A 19,374-nucleotide genomic window follows, 5' to 3' on the forward strand; every position below is an offset into this window, starting at 1 on the left:
ATTTATTCTTCAGATGAAACACCAATTCTGGTTCTTTTTTGTAGTCACACTATTTTTGTCTTCTTGCAACGATGACAACAAACTCCGAATGGAAGCGCAAAAAAAGGAAGCGCAAAAAAACGAAATCATTTTTACCAATATCAACAAAGGCTGGGTTTTTCAGTCTGCGCCAATAAATGCAGTAGCAGAAAACAGTATGTCTTTTTGGCCACAATGGCGTACGTTTATGGATGAATTGTCTCAGAAACCGAAAAGTTCGATTAGCGCTTTTCAAAAGAAATCCAAAGCATTGACCAAAAAAGCGTTGGAATTAAAAGACAATATTCCCGGACAATACAACAATCCAGCAATCAAAAGCAGGATTTCGATTTTGATAACCAATGTAAGTTTGTTGGATATGTACTTGCATTTGACTCAAATTCCACATAAAAAAGTAGTCAAACAAGTTGCTGAAATTAACTTGGAATTGATTGCTTTACAACGCGAAATGGACAAAATTGACGTAAAAAGTAAGATTCCTGTAGAATTTGGTGAATCTGAAATGCTACAAATGATAAGAGATACTGCAAGAGCCATTCCATCTAGTATGCCACCTTCACAAAACACCCCACGCGTTGAGTAAGCCGATTTTATACAGTACCTACGAGAAATCACCTAAGTGTATCCAAATCAGTGCGAGTTTGACGGCACAACCTGCTAGCAAATTGCATTTGACAGGTTTGCTAGGCTCTGGATTTTCATTTGTGACGCGTTCGTTGTTTACCCAAACCGAATTGCCTTTTTTGTTGGTGTTCAATAACAAAGAGGAAGCGGCGTACTACTTGAACGATATGGAGCAATTAGTGGGCGAAAAAGATGTGCTGTTTTATCCCGCCTCTTTCCGAAGACCGTATCAAATAGAAGAAACCGACAACGCCAATGTGTTGTTGCGCGCTGAGGTGTTGAATCGCATCAATTCGCGTAAAAAACCCGCCGTAATTGTCACTTATCCCGAAGCGCTTTTTGAAAAAGTGGTCACCCGAAAGGAATTAGACAAAAACACCTTGAAAGTTGCGGTCAATGATAAAATTTCTATCGATTTTATCAACGAGGTGTTATTCGAATACGAGTTCAAAAGAGTTGATTTTATTACCGAACCCGGAGAATTTTCGGTTCGAGGAGGAATCGTAGACGTCTTTTCGTTTTCGAATGATAATCCGTACCGCATCGAGTTTTTTGGCAACGAAGTCGAAAGCATTCGAACTTTTGATGTCGCCACGCAACTGTCGATTGAGACCAAGAAAAAAATCACGATTATTCCCAATGTAGAAAACTCTTTTTTTCAAGAAAATCGGGAATCTTTTCTGGATTATATTTCGCCACAAACGGTAATTTTTATTCAAAATACCGAGCTGTTGTTGGCCGATTTAGACAAACATTTTGGCAAAGCCGAAGAAGCTTTCGCGAAATTATCCCAAGAAATCAAACGTTCTACACCCGAGCAATTGTTCTTGAACCAAGCGAGTTTCATTAAGCGCGCTTTGGATTTTTCGGTGGTGGAATGGGGAAGTAAAGCGGTTTTTAAAACCCTAAAAACGTTTCCTTTTCATTTTCAACCGCAGCCGTCGTTCAACAAACAGTTTGATTTGTTGTTGAATAACCTGAACGAAAATCATTTCAATGGCTACAAGAATTATTTGTTTTGTTCCAATGATGGACAAGTCAAACGCTTTCACGATATTTTTGAAAGTTTAGACGAAGCCAATGCCGAAAACATTCGAAAGCAATACCACACCATCGTGTTGCCAATGTATCAAGGCTTTATCGATGAAGAAAACCAAATTGCTTGTTACACCGACCACCAGATTTTTGAACGCTATCACAAATTCAGCATCAAAAACGGCTATTCGAAAAAGCAAAATTTAACCCTCAAAGAACTGACCTCACTTTCGGTAGGCGATTATGTGACCCATATTGACCACGGAATTGGGAAATTCGGAGGCTTGCAAAAAATACAGGTCGAAGGCAAAACCCAAGAAGCGATTAAGTTGGTGTATGCTGATAATGACATTGTGTATGTGAGCATTCATTCGCTGCACAAAATTTCGAAATACAACGGCAAAGACGGAACGCCTCCCAAAATTTACAAATTAGGGTCGAATGCTTGGAAAGTTTTAAAGCAAAAAACCAAAGCGAGAGTCAAGCATATTGCGTTCAATTTGATTCAGTTGTACGCCAAACGTCGTTTGGAAAAAGGCTTTCAATTTGCACCCGATAGTTATTTGCAAAACGAGTTGGAAAGTTCGTTTATTTATGAAGACACCCCTGACCAAGTAAAATCAACTCAGGATGTCAAAGCCGATATGGAAAGCGAACGCCCAATGGACCGATTGGTTTGTGGTGATGTAGGCTTTGGTAAAACCGAAGTCGCCATTCGTGCTGCTTTCAAAGCCGTGGACAATAGCAAACAAGTCGCGGTTTTGGTGCCGACTACGATTTTGGCCTACCAACATTTCCGAACCTTTAGCGAGCGATTGAAAGATATGCCTGTAACAGTGGGCTATTTGAACCGTTTTAGAACCGCCAAGCAAAAAGCAGAAACCCTAAAGCAACTCGCCGAAGGAAAGTTAGATATTTTGATTGGGACACATCAATTGGTTAACAAAAATGTGGTCTTCAAAGATTTAGGTTTGTTGATTGTAGACGAGGAGCAAAAGTTTGGCGTAAACGTCAAAGACAAACTCAAAACCATTGCGGCTAATGTAGATACGTTGACACTTACTGCAACTCCTATTCCAAGAACCTTGCAGTTTTCGTTGATGGCGGCCAGAGATTTATCGGTAATTACTACGCCACCGCCCAATCGTTATCCGATAGAAACGCACGTGGTTGGCTTTAATGAAGAAACCATTCGAGATGCGATTTCGTATGAAATTCAGCGCAATGGTCAGGTGTATTTCATTAATAACCGAATCGAAAATATTAAAGAAATTGCTGGTATGATTCAGCGTTTGGTGCCCAACGCACGAGTAGGCATTGGTCACGGCCAAATGGATGGTAAAAAACTCGAAGAATTGATGTTGGCGTTTATGAACGGAGAGTTCGATGTTTTGGTTGCCACCACCATCATCGAAAGCGGATTGGATGTGCCCAATGCCAATACCATTTTCATTAATAATGCCAATAATTTTGGACTGTCGGATTTGCACCAGATGCGAGGACGCGTGGGACGAAGCAACAAAAAAGCATTTTGTTATTTCATTTGTCCGCCGTATTCTGCGATGACCGAGGAAGCCAGAAAACGCATCCAAGCTTTGGAACAATTTAGTGAATTGGGAAGCGGTTTTAACATTGCGATGAAGGATTTAGAGATTCGAGGCGCAGGCGATTTGTTGGGTGGGGAACAAAGTGGTTTCATCAATGAGATTGGCTTTGATACCTATCAAAAAATTATGAATGAAGCCATCGAGGAACTTAAGGAGAATGAATTCAAAGACCTATATCCTGAAGAGAACAACATCGAAACCAAACAATATGTGAAAGACCTGCAACTCGACACCGATTTTGAGTTGTTATTCCCGGATGAATACATCAATACTGTTTCGGAGCGATTGCTGCTCTACAACGAACTAGGAGAAGTCAAAAACGAAGAAGAACTCACGGTTTTCATTAACAAGTTGATAGACCGATTTGGTCCTTTGCCAGCTAGAGCCAATGCCTTGATGAACAGCATTCGCATTAAGTGGATTGCCACTCGCGTGGGCATCGAAAAACTGGTACTCAAACAAGGCAAAATGATTGGGTATTTTGTTTCCGACCAACAATCGGATTTTTACCAATCGAATCGCTTCAACAAAGTCTTGGATTTTGTACAAAAGCATCCTAACCTATGCAAAATGAAAGAAAAGCAAACCCCAGCTGGCCTTCGTTTGTTGCTGACTTTCGATAATGCCAAAACCACCCGAAGATGTTTGGAGTTGATGGAATTGTTGGGAGGGGAGAAGTAGGTATTAAGAAGAAAATCGTTTACTTTAAAATTATTGATTCTGTTTGAAGTACTATAACTATTGTACTTTTAAAGGTTTTGTAACTTTCTGTTAATTAGAAATAAATTGTTTATTTTTGATAATTAAAAAATTGGCGTAATGGACAGTACTTCACAATTAAAGAAAAATTTGATTTCAAGGATAAAAGAGTCAAAGGATGTAAATTTTTTAAGTGCTTTACAGACCATTTTTGATTCCTCAGAGCAAGAACTCTATCAGTTAACAAACGAACAAGAGGCTTCAATTGAAATTTCGAGAGCAGAACTACAAGAAGGTAAATTTCGTAAAAACGACCAAGTAATTTCAGAATTGAGAGAATGGCTCCAAAAGAAATAGTTTGGTCAACTTTAGCCGAAATTCAGTTCAAAACGATACTTGAGTTTTATTACTACAGAAATGGAAATGCAAAGTACAGTATGAAATTTCTATCGGAAGTAGAAGATTTATTAGAAACGTTATCCAAAACACCGTTTATTGGAAGATTAACTTCGAACAAATTTACTCGTGTTATTCCAGTAAAAAAGTACTTGATTTTTTATGAGTTACGAGGGAATACTATTGAAATTGTAGCTTTTTGGGATAATCGACAAGATTCAGAAAAACGAAAAGTTAGATAATTTCTGTTTCCTTCTTTTTATATTCGATTTCGAAAAGGAATTTCGATTATAATTTTCTAATTCAAAACCTATGCTCCCTCTACAATCCCTTACTTCCGAAGAACATAAGCAATTGTTGCAATTGCTACAAAATCGTTTTGAGCAAAATAGCCATCGCCATCAAGGCATACAGTGGGAGAACGTAGTAACAAAACTACAGCAACAACCGTTGAAGTTGCAATCGCTCCAAGCTATGGAAGAAACTGGTGGTGAACCAGATGTGGTGGCGTATGATTCAGCTACAAACGAATATCTTTTTTATGATTGTTCGGTAGAGAGTCCCAAAGGACGTCGCAGTTGGTGTTATGATGCCAAAGCTTTGGACGAAAGAAAAGAATTCAAACCCGAAAACTCTGCGGTAGCAGCGGCTGAAGCGATGGGAATTACGCTACTAAACGAATCAGAATACCGCTATTTACAACAATTTGGACCATTCGATACCAAAACCTCAAGTTGGTTGTTGACAGCTGCTCCGATTCGCGCTTTAGGTGGTGCTTTATTTGGCGATTACCGTTACAAAACGGTTTTTGTATATCATAACGGCGCATCATCCTATTATGCAGCCAGAGGGTTTAGAGGAGTGCTTAAGGTTTAGTGCCACTACCGTAAATGATATAAAAATACCTATCTTTAGTTTTTATTCAAACCATAAAAACTATGAAAAAAGCAATTACATATAGTTTGTTTCTTTGGTCGATTTGCTTGTTTGCCCAAGAAAAAACAACATTAGGATTAAGCTTGAATCATCTGGCTATTTCTGTAAAAGATGTCAATACAGCCGCGACTTTTTATTCCAAAGTTTTGTATTTGACAGAAATCACCAATCGAACTCAAAAAGAAGGCATTCGTTGGTTTTCCTTAGGAGATGGCAAAGAGTTGCATTTGGTTTCCACGATTACTTCGCCAGTGACAATCAACAAAGCCGTGCATTTGGCTTTAACCACACCACATTTTGATGCCTTGATAAAGCAATTGCAAAAAGAACACATACCGTATTCCGATTGGCCAGGAGAGCCTAACAAAATCACTACTCGCGCCGATGGTATTCAGCAAGTTTATTTTCAGGACCCAGATGGGTATTGGATAGAAGTAAATAGTGTCGCAAGCAACTAATTTAAAATAAAAACGAGCCCATTTTTCCCCTATTTTTGCATTTTTATTTTAGAATACCACACTATATGAGAACATTAGTCATTGGAGATATACACGGCGGTTTGCGTGCCTTGCATCAAGTATTAGAGCGAGCCAAAGTAACCCCATCCGATAAATTGATTTTTTTGGGCGACTATGTCGATGGCTGGAGCCAGTCTCCACAAGTTATCGATTTGCTCATCGAAATGAAAAAAACACATAACATCATTTGCATTAAAGGGAATCACGATGAACTTTTTTTAGACTACCTAGATAGTGGAAAAGACAACCCCTTGTGGTACAAACACGGAGGTGAGGCGACCGTATTGGCTTATGAAAAGGTGGACGAAGCTACCATTCAGCAGCATATCGAATTTTTACACTCTTTAGACAATTATTACCTAGACGAGCAGAACCGATTGTTTATTCACGCGGGTTTTACCAATCTTAATGGAATCCATTACGAATACTTTCCTCGCCTATTTTATTGGGATAGAACCCTTTGGGAAACGGCCGTAGCCTTAGATAAAGCATTGCCAAAAGACCATTTGTCGTACCCCAAACGCCTAACACTTTATAACGAAATTTATATTGGCCACACTCCAGTCACTCGATTAGAGCAAACCACACCCGTTCAAATGGCGAATGTTTGGAATGTAGACACTGGTGCCGCCTTCAAAGGACCACTCACAATTATGGACATCGATACCAAAGAATACTGGCAAAGCGAACCCTTGCATCAGTTGTATTTCGACGAAAAAGGAAGAAATTAAACCAAAACAAAGTTTTTATAAATGAAAAAAATAGCCCTTTTAGTAGCTCTATTAAGTATTAGTTTTATCCAAGCGCAACAAGCCTTTAAAGGCAAAGGCGACACAAAGTTCAATATCGGAATGCAGTTTCAAAATGAAGGAACTGGCATTCAGCTCTCTGCCGATTTTGGATTAGGTGAAAATCTGTCCTACGGCTTTGTAGGTGCATATGTTTTAGGAGCTAATAGCTTAGATGGTGGAGGAGCAAATTCCAGTCCTCAATTTAAAGACCGTTTCGAAGCCAAGTTTAGAATTAATGCCAATTTGAGTAGTGTACTCAAAATTGACGAAAAATTCGACTTATATCCAGGCTTAAGCTTAGGATTAAAGAATTTTGGAGGCCACGTTGGAGCTCGCTATTTCTTTACAGATGGTTTTGGTCTTTTTACAGAAGCCGGTTTTCCCATAGCCAAATACAGCGAAAGTACTCGGTATTTCTATCCTCTAAACAATCAATTTACCTTCACTATTGGTGCATCATTTAACTTATAGTTTTAGAAGCAGTGGGCAATTGGCTTTTTTGGGAGCAAAGTCCCGCTTTCCGTTGCAATCTTATAGCCCGAACCCCGGCCTATAAGGATTTCCACTGCAATCGGGGCTAGGAAGCCACATTAGTTTTTTTTGGAAACAATTAGCCATAAAAAACCCTTTCAGAATTAAACTCTGAAAGGGTTTTGATATATTTAAAAGCGCTATTACAAATCAAATTTAATCCCTTGTGCCAAAGGCAAATTGGTTGTATAATTAATCGTATTGGTTTGGCGACGCATATACACTTTCCAAGCATCAGAACCTGATTCTCTTCCGCCACCAGTTTCTTTTTCTCCACCAAAAGCACCACCAATTTCAGCTCCCGAAGTTCCAATATTCACATTGGCAATGCCACAATCCGACCCTGCTACTGACAAGAAACGTTCTGCTTCACGCAAATTATTGGTCATAATAGCAGAGGATAAACCTTGTGCCACGCCATTTTGTAACTCGATTGCATTTTCAACATCGCCACTGTATTTCATCAAATACAATACAGGAGCAAAGGTTTCGTGTTGTACAATTTCGAAGCTATTTTGAGCCTCAGCAATAGCTGGTTTTACATAACAACCACTCTCATATCCTTCACCCGAAAGTACACCACCTTCAACTAAGATTTTACCGCCTTCGGCTACTACTTTCGTCAATGCTTGGTTATACATTTCAACGGCTTGTGTATCAATAAGTGGTCCCACGTGGTTTTTTTCATCCAATGGATTTCCAATTCGCAATTGCCCGTAAGCCGCCACAATAGCATCTTTTACTTTGTCATACATACTTTCGTGGATGATTAATCTACGCGTTGAGGTACAACGTTGTCCTGCGGTTCCAACAGCGCCAAAAACAGCGCCAATTACCGTCATTTTGATATCAGCATCAGGAGTCACAATTATCGCATTGTTTCCGCCCAATTCTAAAAGCGATTTTCCTAAACGACCCGCCACTGTTTGTGCTACGATTTTCCCCATTCTAGTAGAACCTGTAGCCGAAATTAGAGGTACACGAGTGTCTTTGGTCAACAATTCACCAATAGTGTAATCGCCGTTAATCAAACAAGAAATTCCTTCTGGAAGGTTGTTCTCTTTTAACACTTCGGCAATAATATTTTGACAAGCTACTCCGCAAAGAGGTGTTTTCTCAGAAGGTTTCCAAACACAAACATCGCCACAAATCCAAGCCAAAGCCGTATTCCAAGCCCAAACCGCTACCGGAAAGTTGAAGGCAGAAATAATACCTACTACGCCAAGCGAATGGTATTGCTCATACATTCTATGCCCCGGACGCTCAGAGTGCATCGTCAATCCGTGTAACTGACGAGATAATCCTACTGCAAAGTCACAAATGTCAATCATTTCCTGAACCTCGCCGTAGCCTTCTTGCAACGATTTCCCCATTTCATAAGAAACCAATTTCCCTAAAGCTTCTTTGTTTTTGCGTAATTTTTCTCCAAACTGACGTACAATTTCACCACGTTGTGGGGCTGGCATCAATCGAAATGTTTTGAAAGCAGCCGTCGCAGTTTGCATCACTTTTTCATAATCAGCAGCAGAACTTGTGGTTACTGAGGCAATTAATTGTCCGTCTACAGGAGAATAACTCTCTAACAAAGAACCGCTTGCAAAGTGCTGGGTTCCAGTAGAAGTTCCTTCATTTACTGCTTTAATACCTAGTTGCGCTAGGGCTTCGTTCATTCCGAATTGAGTTGCTATTGTTGTCATTGTAACTTTTTTAGTTAAAATTGTTATATTTTTTCGTAAAGATAGTATTTAGATGCAAATTTCAAAGAAGTGTTCCTAGTTAAAATTAGTAAACACCAAAAAATCAAGACTTTCTGTTGATTGAAGTCCTTTTGAGAAGCTGTAAAAGTAACCTAAATCCCAAAATTAAGATAGATTTCATTTAGAAAAAAAACAGTCATTTTCAGCAGAAGCCGTACTTTTAACCTTTAATTTTCAATGAAGAAAAGATGAGAAAAGTTTTTGGATGGGTGCTGTTGTTTTTAGCATCCACTATAGTTTCTTTTGGACAAAAAGCGAAACCCGTTTTTGAAGTGGTGCCTTTGGGAGTGTATGGCGGAATCGATGAACGCAATTTATCGGCCTATTTAGTGGCTCCTTTCGGAACAAAGGAATACGTTTGTTTAGATGCTGGAACCGTTCATTCAGGTATTGAAAAAGCAATTGAAAAAGGTACTTTCTCAGTGTCTTCAAGTACAGTTTTGCGCCAATACATCAAAGGGTATTGTATTTCACATGCCCATTTGGACCACGTGTCGGGTTTGATTATCAATTCGCCTGCGGACTCGACTAAAACTGTTTACGCCATAGCTCCTGCTATGAAAATGATGCAAAGCCATTATTTTAACGACCAGACTTGGGCGAATTTTGGCGATTCAGGCATAGGTAAACCCTTAAAAAAATACCATTTCGAAACCCTTTCTTTTGGAAAAATCCTACCCATTTCGAATACCTCAATGACGGTACAAGCGTTTCCGTTGAGTCACGTAAATCCCTACGAAAGCACAGCATTTTTAATTAAAAAAGACAACAATGCGGTCTTGTATTTAGGCGACACAGGACCTGATGCGGTAGAAAAAACCACAAACCTAGCCGACCTTTGGAAAGCCATCGCACCCTTGATTCAAAAACAAGAGTTGAAAGGTATTTTTATAGAAGTTTCGTTTCCTAACGAACAACCCGATGGATTCCTATTCGGACATTTAACACCAAAACATTTGATGAAAGAAATGCAGGTTTTAGCAGCACTCACTGGAAAAGGAGCCTTGCAAAAATGTAAAATCATCATTACCCATTTGAAACCTCCAGCTGCTGCTATCCAAAAAATTAAGCAACAATTAGCGGCTCCAAATGATTTGGGATTGACTTTTGTTTTTCCTGAACAAGGTGTACGTATGGAGTTGTAGTTTACTATTAAAAAAATGAAACATATAAGACATTTTAGTTTCCATTTTTTTCAACCATATAAGGCATTTAAGGTCATTTAAGTTTTGTTTAAATCTTTAGTGTGTGTGGTAAAAAGCTTAACCGCAAAGGACGCAAGGGTTTACGCAAGGGACGCAAAGTGAAAGAGTATTGCTTTGTGTAAAAATTTAACCACAAAGGACACAAGGTTTTGCACTAAGTTCACAAAGGAATGCTATATAATTTTGTGCTTCTTCGTGACTTCTTTGTGTTGCTTAGTGGTAAAAAAACGCAATGTTCACTAAGTAAACTCTTCAATGACCTTAAATGCCTTATATGGTTCAAAAAACAATACCATAATTCACAAGCATTTACACAAAGCATTGAAAACTCCTATGCCTTATATGTTTTAAAAATTTAGTGCAAACGTTTACTTCTTCCCCATAAATCTTGGGTCGGTATCCATCACGGTGCCACAATTTTGGCAAGTACGCAACGCCTCAGAACTATAAAAATGTTGAAAATGAGGGAGAAAATCTTTTTCAATGTTGTGGAGTTCAAAATAGACTTCGTGCAATTTATGATTACAAGACTCACAATGCCAAAGCAAACCATCGGTAAAACCCAATCCCGCTCTTTTGCGTTCAATGACTAGTCCAATAGAACCTTCGGAACGAACGGGCGAGTGCGGAATTTTAGCGGGATGCAAATACATATCTCCTGCATGCAGTTCCATTTCCTTGCGCTGCCCTTCTTCTTGAATGATGACTTTTATACTGCCTTCAAGTTGGTAAAACAGCTCTTCTGTTTCGTTATAGTGGTAATCTTTTCGGGCATTCGGACCCGCCACAATCATCACGATATAATCGCCAGAATCAACATAAAGGTTTTTGTTGCCAACGGGTGGTTTTAATAACTCACGGTTATCTTGAATCCATTGGTTGAGGTTGAAGGGTTTTGCTATGGCCATTGTTTTTGTGCTAAAATTGGAAAGGCTAAGATAAGGAAAAGGCCTGACTTTTGAATCGTTGAGCGTGTGAGAGCAGGCCATTCAATTTAACATCTATCTTATTAGGGGTTACCCGATTAGTTTTTTTCATTTAAAATAGATAATGAAACCATAAAAATAGTATTTTTGATACTATCAAATGATACTATCATAATGGAACCACCCTACGATATTACTTCCGATATTTTAAGATTAATTGCTTCTATTTCAACTAAAATAGGAGAGGTTAATGCCAAATATCTAGTGAAACAAAGTCCAACATTAAGAAAGCAAAATCAAATTAAAACGATTCATTCTTCTCTTAGTATTGAAGGGAATACCTTGTCTGAGTCACAGATTACAGCAATTCTTGAAAACAAGAGAGTGATAGGCCCTGAGAAAGATATTGTTGAGGTGTTAAACGCTTTAGAAGTCTATAAAAAAATCCGTTCCTTTAAGTATCATTCCAATAAAGATTTTCTAAAAGCTCATCAAATGTTGATGAAAGGATTGGTCGAAAATTCAGGAAAATATCGAACAAAAGGTGTTGGTATTGTCAAAGGAACTAAGGTAGAACATATTGCTCCACCCTCCGAGAATTTACCTTTTTTGATGCAAGATTTGTTTCATTATTTAAAAGACACTTCAGAATTGACGCTCATCAAAAGTTGTGTTTTTCATTATGAGATGGAATTTATTCATCCTTTTATGGACGGAAATGGTAGAATGGGGAGATTATGGCAAACCATTATCTTAATGAATGACTATCCGATATTTGAATTCTTACCTTTTGAATCTCTTATTGCTAAAAACCAAGAAGCTTATTACAAAGCGTTGTCTACCTCTGACAAAGAAGGAAAATCAACTGCATTTATTGTCTACATGCTTCAAATTATTGAAGTTTCATTGGCTGAATTACTTGTAAATAGTAACCGAAAATTAAATGAAACCGAACGATTGGAATTGTTTTTAGAACAACCTATCACTGTTTTTTCTAGGAAAGATTACTTAAAGTTTTTTACGGAATTGTCTACGGCTACAGCAAGTAGAGATTTAAAAAATGGAATTTTAAAAGGGTTAATCGCTAAAGAAGGAGACAAGAAAAATACCATTTACCAAAAAATAGTTGCAGATTCTTCCTCTATTTTCCTTCTCTAATCAAATAGACATATACTGGGAAATGGTCGCTATATCCAACTTCGGTTAGGGAATGCCTAAGTGGATAGCCTTTGAATTTTCCCTGAGTTTGAATGAGGTAATTCCGTTGGAATATGCCTGCTTTCCAATACTGCCAAGTCGAATAATCTGTACTGAGCCAAGTACCTGTAAGCATAATTTGGTCAAAAACATCCCAAGCATCTTGGTGTGCAATCGTACCCAAGCCTTTGCTCAACAAAGCTTCAAACGGATTGAAAATTTCGTGTGGAGCTACCGTTGTTTTTTTTCCTTTGGCTCCCAAAGCCACTTTTATACTCTTGTTATGAGGCCCATCGTTCAGGTCGCCCATCGTTATTATTTTTGCATTGACATTGAGCTGTTGCAACGAGTCGATGATTTTTTTGTTCAGTTTTCCTGCGGCTTCCCGGTACGCACTTGTTTTTTGCTCGCCACCCGAACGAGAAGGCCAGTGATTGACTAGGAGATGGATTTCTTCTCCTTCTAAATAGCCACTAACTAGCAATTGGTCTCGAGTGTAAATCCTTTTGGTTGGTGCTAGAATGGGAACATCATCTTCTGTTTTTTCAGCTATTGATGCAGTGGTATTGGTTTTTTCAGATTCTGGAGTAGCATTCAAATACAAGGGAATCACACTGTAATTTGTGGGTCGAAACCATTTTTTTCGGTATAACAAAGCCACATCAATGCCACGTTTGTCGGGCGAATCAAAGTGGATGATGCCATATTCAGCCTCTTGTAATTGGGATTGTTGAATCAAATCTTCGAGTACGGCTCGGTTTTCGATTTCGCATCCGCCGATAAATGTGGGTAATTCTTTGTTTTCAGGAGTGCCAATTTCTGAAAGTACTTGTGCCAAATGATGGAGCTTGGTTTGGTATTTTGCTTTCGTCCATCGTTGTAAACCTTCGGGTGTCCATTCTTCGTCAAAAGTATCGGGGTCGTTGATGGCGTCAAAAAGGTTCTCAAAATTGTAAAATGCAACCGTATGTATTTTGAATTTTTTGGTTTGTGAAAATAGAGGAGATGTCCCCAAAGCAAGAAATAGTCCAAAAATCAACCAGTTATATTTCATATTTATTATACTAAAATCGCTACAAGTAAAGTTAAGGGATTTCCATTAGAAACCGCTGCATATTTTAGGATTTGCCTATATTTGTTTTTTAACTCAGTTTTGAAACTATTGAAATCCAACTTAAACATTATTACAAATCGACAAGCAAAAGCCAATAGCAAAGGTCATTTTTTATGGCAAGCTTTGTTTTTTGTTTTTGTATGCTCGATTACTAACAGTCAAGCTCAAAAAAAGATGATTACACCACCCGTACTTCAAAAAGGAGATACCGTTGCCATTGTGGCTACCGCTCGAAAAAATATCGAAGATAATTTACAACCAACTATCGACTTATTGCACAGTTGGGGGCTCGAAGTGGTGATTGGAAGTACCATTGGTTTAGACCAAAATCAATTGGCGGGAACGGATGCACAACGTGCTGCCGATTTTCAAAAGCAAATGGACAACCCAAATATTAAAGCCATTTGGTGCGCTCGCGGCGGTTACGGAACGGTGAGAATGATAGATTTATTGGATTTTTCTACTTTCAAAAAGCACCCTAAATGGATAGTAGGCTTTAGTGATGTTACGGTTTTGCACAATCATTTGAATACGTTGGGCTACAAAACCATTCACGGAACGATGCCTGTGAGTATTCCTAGAACCGCTCCTGAATCGATTGCTACTTTGTACAAAGCCTTGTTTGGACAACCTTTAGCCTACACTATTGAACCTACTCCAATGAATCGTTTGGGCAAAGCCAAAGGTGAATTGGTAGGCGGGAATTTATCGATTTTGTATAGTTTGTTTGGTTCGCCTTCTGCTATTGATTGTTCGGATAAAATTCTTTTTATCGAAGATTTAGATGAGTATTTGTACCACATCGACCGTATGATGATGAATTTAAAACGCAACGGTTGTTTGGAAAGCATCAAAGGAATTATCGTAGGTGGTATGACCAAAATGAAGGATAACGATATTCCTTGGGGCAAAAATGCGCTTGAAATTATTGAAGATGTAACCAAATCCTATAATATTCCAGTGGTGTATAATTTCCCGGCGGGGCATATCAAGGATAATCGCGCGTTGATTTTGGGAAATACCATCACACTTGAAGTCACGGCTACAGGGTCTACTGTGGTTTTTGAATAGTTTTTGGGTTGAAACATATAGGTTTACCATTTTTTATTGAACCATATAAGGCATTGAAGGGCATATAAGTTGAGTTTGGAAATAATTTTTGGTTGAACCATATAAGTCATTGAAGGGCATATAAGCTGGGGTTGAAAATACTACTTTGGATTTTAACCACTAAGGCCACAAAGGCTGGCACAAGGTTCACAGAGAAAGGTTTTCTTTTAGTTTGGTGATTCAAATAATGAGTGTTCTGAAATTACCTTTTATGTCTTATATGGTTGAAAAACTGATTATACATTGAATTAACGAGAGTATTAGTTGTAAAATCATCACTTGCATCCTGCTTTAGCGGGATGTTTTTTATTGTGAATCTAGTAAGGCTTTAGCCAAAATTATGTTGTATTTTGGCTAAAGCCTGATGTGGGTTTGCATTATAATGAATGGGCTAAAGCCCATTCCTATTCAAATCTTAAATAGCCTTATATGCCTTATATGGTGAATAAAAAAAACTGAAATGACTTATATGTTTAAAATTTCAAAAGGATTTTGATTTAAAATATGGCAGCACATAACGAATTAGGAAAACTAGGCGAGGAGCTAGCGGTTGATTTTCTGAAAAAAGAAGGGTACACGATTTTAGCAACGAATTGGATTTTTCAGAAGGCGGAGATTGATATTTTGGCTCAAAAAGAAGATATTTTGGCCGTTGTTGAGGTCAAAACACGGTCTTCTATCGAGTTTGGATTGCCACAAGACTTTGTAAAACCCAAAAAAATTCAATTATTGGTAAAAGCTGTCGATGCTTATGTGACCCTCAACGAAATCGATGTAAATGTACGGTTTGACATTATTGCGATTCATAAAGAGAAGGAATCCTTTGCTATTGAACACCTTACCGACGCTTTTTTTCATTTTTAATCGAAAAAAATTCAATGTTATATTTGTAACAAATTGTTTTTTATTTATATTTGCAAAGAGATTTAACACATTTTGTCAGTTAAATCTAATCTTTCTCTAAAAAAATTAAAAATGTATTTGTTATGAAAACTGTTTCTTCAATTGTTGAAAATTACATCAAAACCAAACCTTTTTTATTGAACGCTCTTTCTTTGGGTATTATCAACTTGACTTCATTATCTCGGAATATTATGACCGAATTAGAAAGTGAATTTGGTAAAGAGGTAAAACAAGGTGCTGTGGTGATGGCTTTGAAACGATTAACAGAAGAATTGGATTTCAAATTGAATCATAAAATCAATAAAGTAATCAAAAACATTGGTGAAATTACCGTACGCTCGGAGTTAACGGATTACACTTTTGCGGTTTCTGACACTGTTTTGAACAAGCAAGCCGATTTGATTACTGACATTAATACGTTTTCGGATATTTTCTATACTTCTTCACGTGGGGTTAATGAGATTAACATTGTAGTGAGTAACAGTGTGAATCACTTGGTAGAAAAGCATTTTTCTAGTGAGAAGTTAATTCAGAAATTAGAAAATTTAGCTTCGATTACGGTTAAGTTGCCAAAAGAAAACATAGTGGTTCCGGGTATTTATTATTTCATTTTTCAGCGTTTGGCTTGGGAAGGAATCATTATCAATGAGGTAATTTCGACTTCGAATGAGTTTACTATCTTGGTGAGTGAGAACGAAGTAGATGTAGCCTTTAAGGTGATTAAAGACTTGAAAAATTAGGAATTTATTCCAAAACAATATGAAAACGAGGCCTATTGCTTCGTTTTTTTATGCGAGAAAGTCAAAGAAATGTTTACAAAAAAAAGACTATTTTCATCCTTAGCCCCGATGGGAGGGAATATCCTTTTTATCCTTTTTCTGGATAAAAAGATAGGAAGGACAGCGGGACTTTGCTTCCTGATGTGCCCATTTTTTGCTGCTCCTAAAAACAATGGTGCGTCTTGGGGTGAAATTAATGGTCGCTAATGCTTAAATTTACATTTTATTACACAAAGCAATGTCATTATCTCCTTCTTATCAAAAGTTTAAAGACCAAATTTCAGCTGTGCTCGACTCGGGGCGCATATTGACAAATCCTTTGCAAACCTTGGCTTACGGAACGGATGCGAGTTTTTATCGGTTGATTCCGAAGATGGTGCTTTTGGTACATTCTGAAGCCGAAGTGGTGGCGATTATCAAAGCGGCAAATGCCTTGAATATTGCTTTGACGTTTCGAGCGGCGGGTACGAGTTTGTCGGGACAAGCGATAACGGACTCGGTTTTGGTCGTGGCGACGCACGGCTGGAAGCACTACGAATTACTAGATGACAAGCAAAAGATAAAACTTGAACCCGGAATTGTAGGCGCTAGAGCGAATACATTTTTGGCGCCACACGGACTAAAAATTGGTCCCGACCCGGCTTCTATTGGTGCGGCGATGATTGGCGGAATTGTAGCCAACAACGCCAGCGGAATGTGCTGTGGAACGGCTCAGAATTCGTATAAAACCATTGCTGATATTCGAATGATTTTACACGACGGGACAGTCCTAGACACAGCCGATGCGGAAAGTGTGGCTTCGTTTTATGAAACTCAGGGACATTTAATTGACGAAATTAAGGACTTGCGACATACGATTGTTGCGAATCTGGCTTTGGAGGAGCGCATTCGTCAGAAATTTAAAATCAAAAATACTACGGGCTACAGCATCAATGCTTTGGTGGATTATGAAGACCCTATTGAAATCATCAAGCATTTGATGGTGGGCTCTGAAGGGACTTTGGCGTTTATCTCGAATGTGACTTTCAAGACGGTTGTAGACGAAAAGCATAAATCTTGCTCGTTGTTGATTTTCAATTCGATTCAGGATGCTTGTAACGCGACGATTTTGTTGAAATCAAGTCCTGTTGCCGCCGTAGAATTGCTAGACAGAGATTCCATTCGTTCGGTAGAAAATGATACCGAAGCACCTGATTATTTTAAAACGTTACACGAAGATGCTTGTGCTTTATTGGTAGAATGCAGAGACAATGATAAAGAAGTGTTGTTGCAAAAACAACAACAAGTGAAAGCTCAAATTCTGAGTATACCGACTTTTACGGATTATGAATTCACATCAGACCCCAAACAATATTACTTTAATTGGAAGGCCAGAAAAGGTTTGTTACCAACGGTAGGCGGTTTACGAAAAACGGGAACTACGGTGATTATTGAGGATGTTGCTTTTCCGCTACCGCAATTGGCAGAAGCTTGTGTGGCACTAAAAGCCTTATTCAAAAAATACGAATACCACGACGCGGTTTTGTTTGGACACGCGCTAGAAGGGAATTTGCATTTTGTGTTTTCGCAAGATTTCTCAAATCCGAAGGAAGTGCAACGCTATGAAGATTTAATGGCCGAATTGGCGATAATTGTTGTGGATCAATTTGGAGGCTCTTTAAAGGCGGAACACGGAACGGGACGTAATATGGCGCCTTTTGTGGAAAAAGAATGGGGAGCGGCGGCTTATGACATTATGAAACGCATTAAGAAGATCTTTGATCCCAAGAACCAAATCAATCCTGATGTTTTGATCAATCTCGATTCAAAAGCGCATTTGAAACACTTAAAACCTTTACCAGAATCTCACGCTATTATTGATAAATGTATGGAATGTGGATTCTGTGAACCGCATTGTGTTTCCGAAGGATTAACGCTTTCGCCCAGACAACGCATCGTTATTGCCAGAGAAATCAGCCGATTAGAAGTAACTAATGATAATCCGCAACGATTGGCAGACATTCGAAAAGATGTTACTTATCAACTGGATGAAACTTGTGCTACCGATGGTTTGTGTGCTTTGGCTTGTCCTGTTCACATTGATACGGGCAAGTTTGTCAAACATTGGCGAGCCGATGCGATTACGGATTCTCAAAAGAAAGTGGCCGACTACATAGGTTCAAATATGGAAAGTACTACCGCGATAATGCGAGCGGGATTAAAAGTAGTGTCGTTTTTTCACTCGGTTTTTGGGACGAGAATTATGTCATCGATTTCTAGTGGATTACATTGGATTTCAGGAGGCAATATTCCTAAATGGATTCCCCAAATTCCGAAAGGAGCAAGTAAAATAAAAGTGGAAGAATAACCGCAAATTCGCAAATTTTAATTTAAGTAGTTGTAAAACTTAATCTGCGACCCGAGCGATAGCGAATAGACGAAGTAATTTGCGGTGAAATAAATTTAAAATTTAGTGCATTCGTGGCAAAAAATAAAGAAAAATGGCTGATTTAAAAGTAGTGTATTTCCCTTCCTGCATCAACCGTGCGATGGGAAAAAACGAATTTCAAAAAGAAGAAGACTTACAACTCACAGCACTGACTCATCAGTTGTTGGTGAGGGCGGGTTATACCATTATTTATCCAAAAGAATTGGATGCGCATTGTTGTGGAATGCCTTTTTCTAGCAAAGGTTTTGTTGCCGTGAATCATAAGCAATCCCAACTTTTAGAAGCGGATTTGCTAAGTGTTTCAGAGAATGGCAAGTATCCTATTTTGTACGATATGAGTCCTTGTTTTTACCATTCCAAAGAAGAATTCACCAGCAATTTGAAAATTGTTGACCCAATTGAGTTTATGTTGGACTTTGTGTTGCCTAAATTAACCGTAAAAAAGAAAAAGGAAGCAGTGACTATTTTTCCTGTTTGTTCGGTAAAGAAAATCGGAAAAATGGAGCAATTATTGGCTTTGGCGCACTATTGTGCTGAGGACGTAACGATGATTGACAGCAACTGTTGTGGCTTTGCAGGTGACCGTGGTTTCTTGATTCCTGAATTAAACGAACACGGATTAAGAGATATTAAAAATCAAATACCGAGTAATTGTACTAGTGGCTATTCCACCAGTAGAACGTGTGAAATTGGTTTAGAAAAATCTAGTGGAATATCGTTTACTTCTATTTTTTATTTGATTGAAGAAGTGACGCGATAAGCAAATATAAAAGGTTTAT

The 19,374-nt window shown here is 38.4% G+C and carries 18 protein-coding genes; 15 read left to right on the plus strand and 3 right to left on the minus strand.

Annotated elements, in window-relative coordinates; all coding sequences use genetic code 11:
• Positions 1-13: 13 nt before the first annotated feature.
• The 8 genes from ACSVH9_RS04375 (at position 14) to ACSVH9_RS04410 (ending at position 7,116) form a co-directional block, all read left to right on the plus strand.
• Entirely contained in the window at positions 14-622 is a 609-nt protein-coding gene (locus ACSVH9_RS04375; RefSeq protein WP_438062650.1) for a hypothetical protein, read from the plus strand.
• Entirely contained in the window at positions 615-3,986 is a 3,372-nt protein-coding gene (gene mfd / locus ACSVH9_RS04380) for a transcription-repair coupling factor (RefSeq protein ID WP_438062651.1), read from the plus strand. The genes ACSVH9_RS04375 and mfd overlap by 8 nt, the downstream gene beginning before the upstream one ends.
• Positions 3,987-4,124: 138 nt before the next feature.
• Positions 4,125-4,361, plus strand: a complete 237-nt coding sequence (locus tag ACSVH9_RS04385) for a hypothetical protein (RefSeq protein WP_438061829.1) — start codon at positions 4,125-4,127, stop codon at positions 4,359-4,361.
• A complete protein-coding gene (locus ACSVH9_RS04390; RefSeq protein WP_300978484.1) occupies positions 4,343-4,642 on the plus strand; it encodes a type II toxin-antitoxin system RelE/ParE family toxin in 300 nt (99 codons plus the stop codon). The genes ACSVH9_RS04385 and ACSVH9_RS04390 overlap by 19 nt, the downstream gene beginning before the upstream one ends.
• Positions 4,643-4,712: 70 nt before the next feature.
• Positions 4,713-5,276: a DUF4256 domain-containing protein gene (locus ACSVH9_RS04395; RefSeq protein WP_438062652.1), complete on the plus strand. Its 564-nt coding sequence runs from the start codon at positions 4,713-4,715 to the stop codon at positions 5,274-5,276.
• Between the two features lie 62 nt (positions 5,277-5,338).
• Positions 5,339-5,794: a VOC family protein gene (locus ACSVH9_RS04400; protein ID WP_438062653.1), complete on the plus strand. Its 456-nt coding sequence runs from the start codon at positions 5,339-5,341 to the stop codon at positions 5,792-5,794.
• A gap of 65 nt (positions 5,795-5,859) precedes the next feature.
• Positions 5,860-6,585, plus strand: a complete 726-nt coding sequence (locus ACSVH9_RS04405) for a metallophosphoesterase family protein (protein WP_438062654.1) — start codon at positions 5,860-5,862, stop codon at positions 6,583-6,585.
• A gap of 21 nt (positions 6,586-6,606) precedes the next feature.
• Positions 6,607-7,116: a DUF6646 family protein gene (locus tag ACSVH9_RS04410; protein ID WP_438062655.1), complete on the plus strand. Its 510-nt coding sequence runs from the start codon at positions 6,607-6,609 to the stop codon at positions 7,114-7,116.
• A gap of 203 nt (positions 7,117-7,319) precedes the next feature.
• Here the strand turns inward: ACSVH9_RS04410 and amaB are convergent, their stop codons facing one another.
• Positions 7,320-8,873 carry an L-piperidine-6-carboxylate dehydrogenase gene (amaB, locus tag ACSVH9_RS04415; protein ID WP_298298037.1) on the minus strand — a complete coding sequence of 518 codons (1,554 nt, stop codon included), beginning with the start codon at positions 8,871-8,873 and terminating at the stop codon, positions 7,320-7,322.
• 248 nt (positions 8,874-9,121) lie between these two features.
• Here amaB and ACSVH9_RS04420 point away from each other — a divergent pair, with 248 nt between their 5' ends.
• Positions 9,122-10,078 carry an MBL fold metallo-hydrolase gene (locus tag ACSVH9_RS04420; RefSeq protein ID WP_438062656.1) on the plus strand — a complete coding sequence of 319 codons (957 nt, stop codon included), beginning with the start codon at positions 9,122-9,124 and terminating at the stop codon, positions 10,076-10,078.
• A gap of 428 nt (positions 10,079-10,506) precedes the next feature.
• Here ACSVH9_RS04420 and ACSVH9_RS04425 read toward each other — a convergent pair whose 3' ends face one another.
• On the minus strand, positions 10,507-11,046 hold the full coding sequence (locus ACSVH9_RS04425; protein ID WP_438062657.1) for a 3-hydroxyanthranilate 3,4-dioxygenase: 540 nt from the start codon (positions 11,044-11,046) through the stop codon (positions 10,507-10,509).
• Positions 11,047-11,238: 192 nt separating this feature from the next.
• On the opposite strand from ACSVH9_RS04425, the gene ACSVH9_RS04430 reads away from it, so the two are divergent.
• On the plus strand, positions 11,239-12,222 hold the full coding sequence (locus tag ACSVH9_RS04430; protein ID WP_438063028.1) for a Fic family protein: 984 nt from the start codon (positions 11,239-11,241) through the stop codon (positions 12,220-12,222).
• Here ACSVH9_RS04430 and ACSVH9_RS04435 read toward each other — a convergent pair.
• Positions 12,206-13,315 (minus strand): endonuclease/exonuclease/phosphatase family protein, encoded by a 1,110-nt coding sequence (locus ACSVH9_RS04435; RefSeq protein WP_438062658.1) that lies wholly within the window; start codon positions 13,313-13,315, stop codon positions 12,206-12,208. The genes ACSVH9_RS04430 and ACSVH9_RS04435 overlap by 17 nt on opposite strands.
• A gap of 234 nt (positions 13,316-13,549) precedes the next feature.
• On the opposite strand from ACSVH9_RS04435, the gene ACSVH9_RS04440 reads away from it, so the two are divergent.
• The 5 genes from ACSVH9_RS04440 (at position 13,550) to ACSVH9_RS04460 (ending at position 19,355) form a co-directional block, all read left to right on the plus strand.
• Positions 13,550-14,446, plus strand: coding sequence for a S66 peptidase family protein (locus ACSVH9_RS04440; RefSeq protein ID WP_438062659.1), 897 nt, complete (start codon positions 13,550-13,552; stop codon positions 14,444-14,446).
• Between the two features lie 543 nt (positions 14,447-14,989).
• The gene (locus tag ACSVH9_RS04445) at positions 14,990-15,349 is read left to right on the plus strand and encodes a YraN family protein (protein WP_342692164.1); all 360 of its coding nucleotides are present in this window, start codon (positions 14,990-14,992) and stop codon (positions 15,347-15,349) included.
• 122 nt (positions 15,350-15,471) lie between these two features.
• The gene (locus ACSVH9_RS04450; protein WP_159688653.1) at positions 15,472-16,128 is read left to right on the plus strand and encodes an aspartate kinase; all 657 of its coding nucleotides are present in this window, start codon (positions 15,472-15,474) and stop codon (positions 16,126-16,128) included.
• A gap of 277 nt (positions 16,129-16,405) precedes the next feature.
• A complete protein-coding gene (locus ACSVH9_RS04455) occupies positions 16,406-18,514 on the plus strand; it encodes an FAD-binding and (Fe-S)-binding domain-containing protein (protein WP_438062660.1) in 2,109 nt (702 codons plus the stop codon).
• Between the two features lie 133 nt (positions 18,515-18,647).
• Positions 18,648-19,355 carry a heterodisulfide reductase-related iron-sulfur binding cluster gene (locus ACSVH9_RS04460; RefSeq protein ID WP_438062661.1) on the plus strand — a complete coding sequence of 236 codons (708 nt, stop codon included), beginning with the start codon at positions 18,648-18,650 and terminating at the stop codon, positions 19,353-19,355.
• The last annotated feature ends 19 nt before the right edge of the window (positions 19,356-19,374 follow it).

This window comes from Flavobacterium sp. RSSB_23, from assembly GCF_051547145.1.
Taxonomy (GTDB): Bacteria; Bacteroidota; Bacteroidia; order Flavobacteriales; family Flavobacteriaceae; genus Flavobacterium.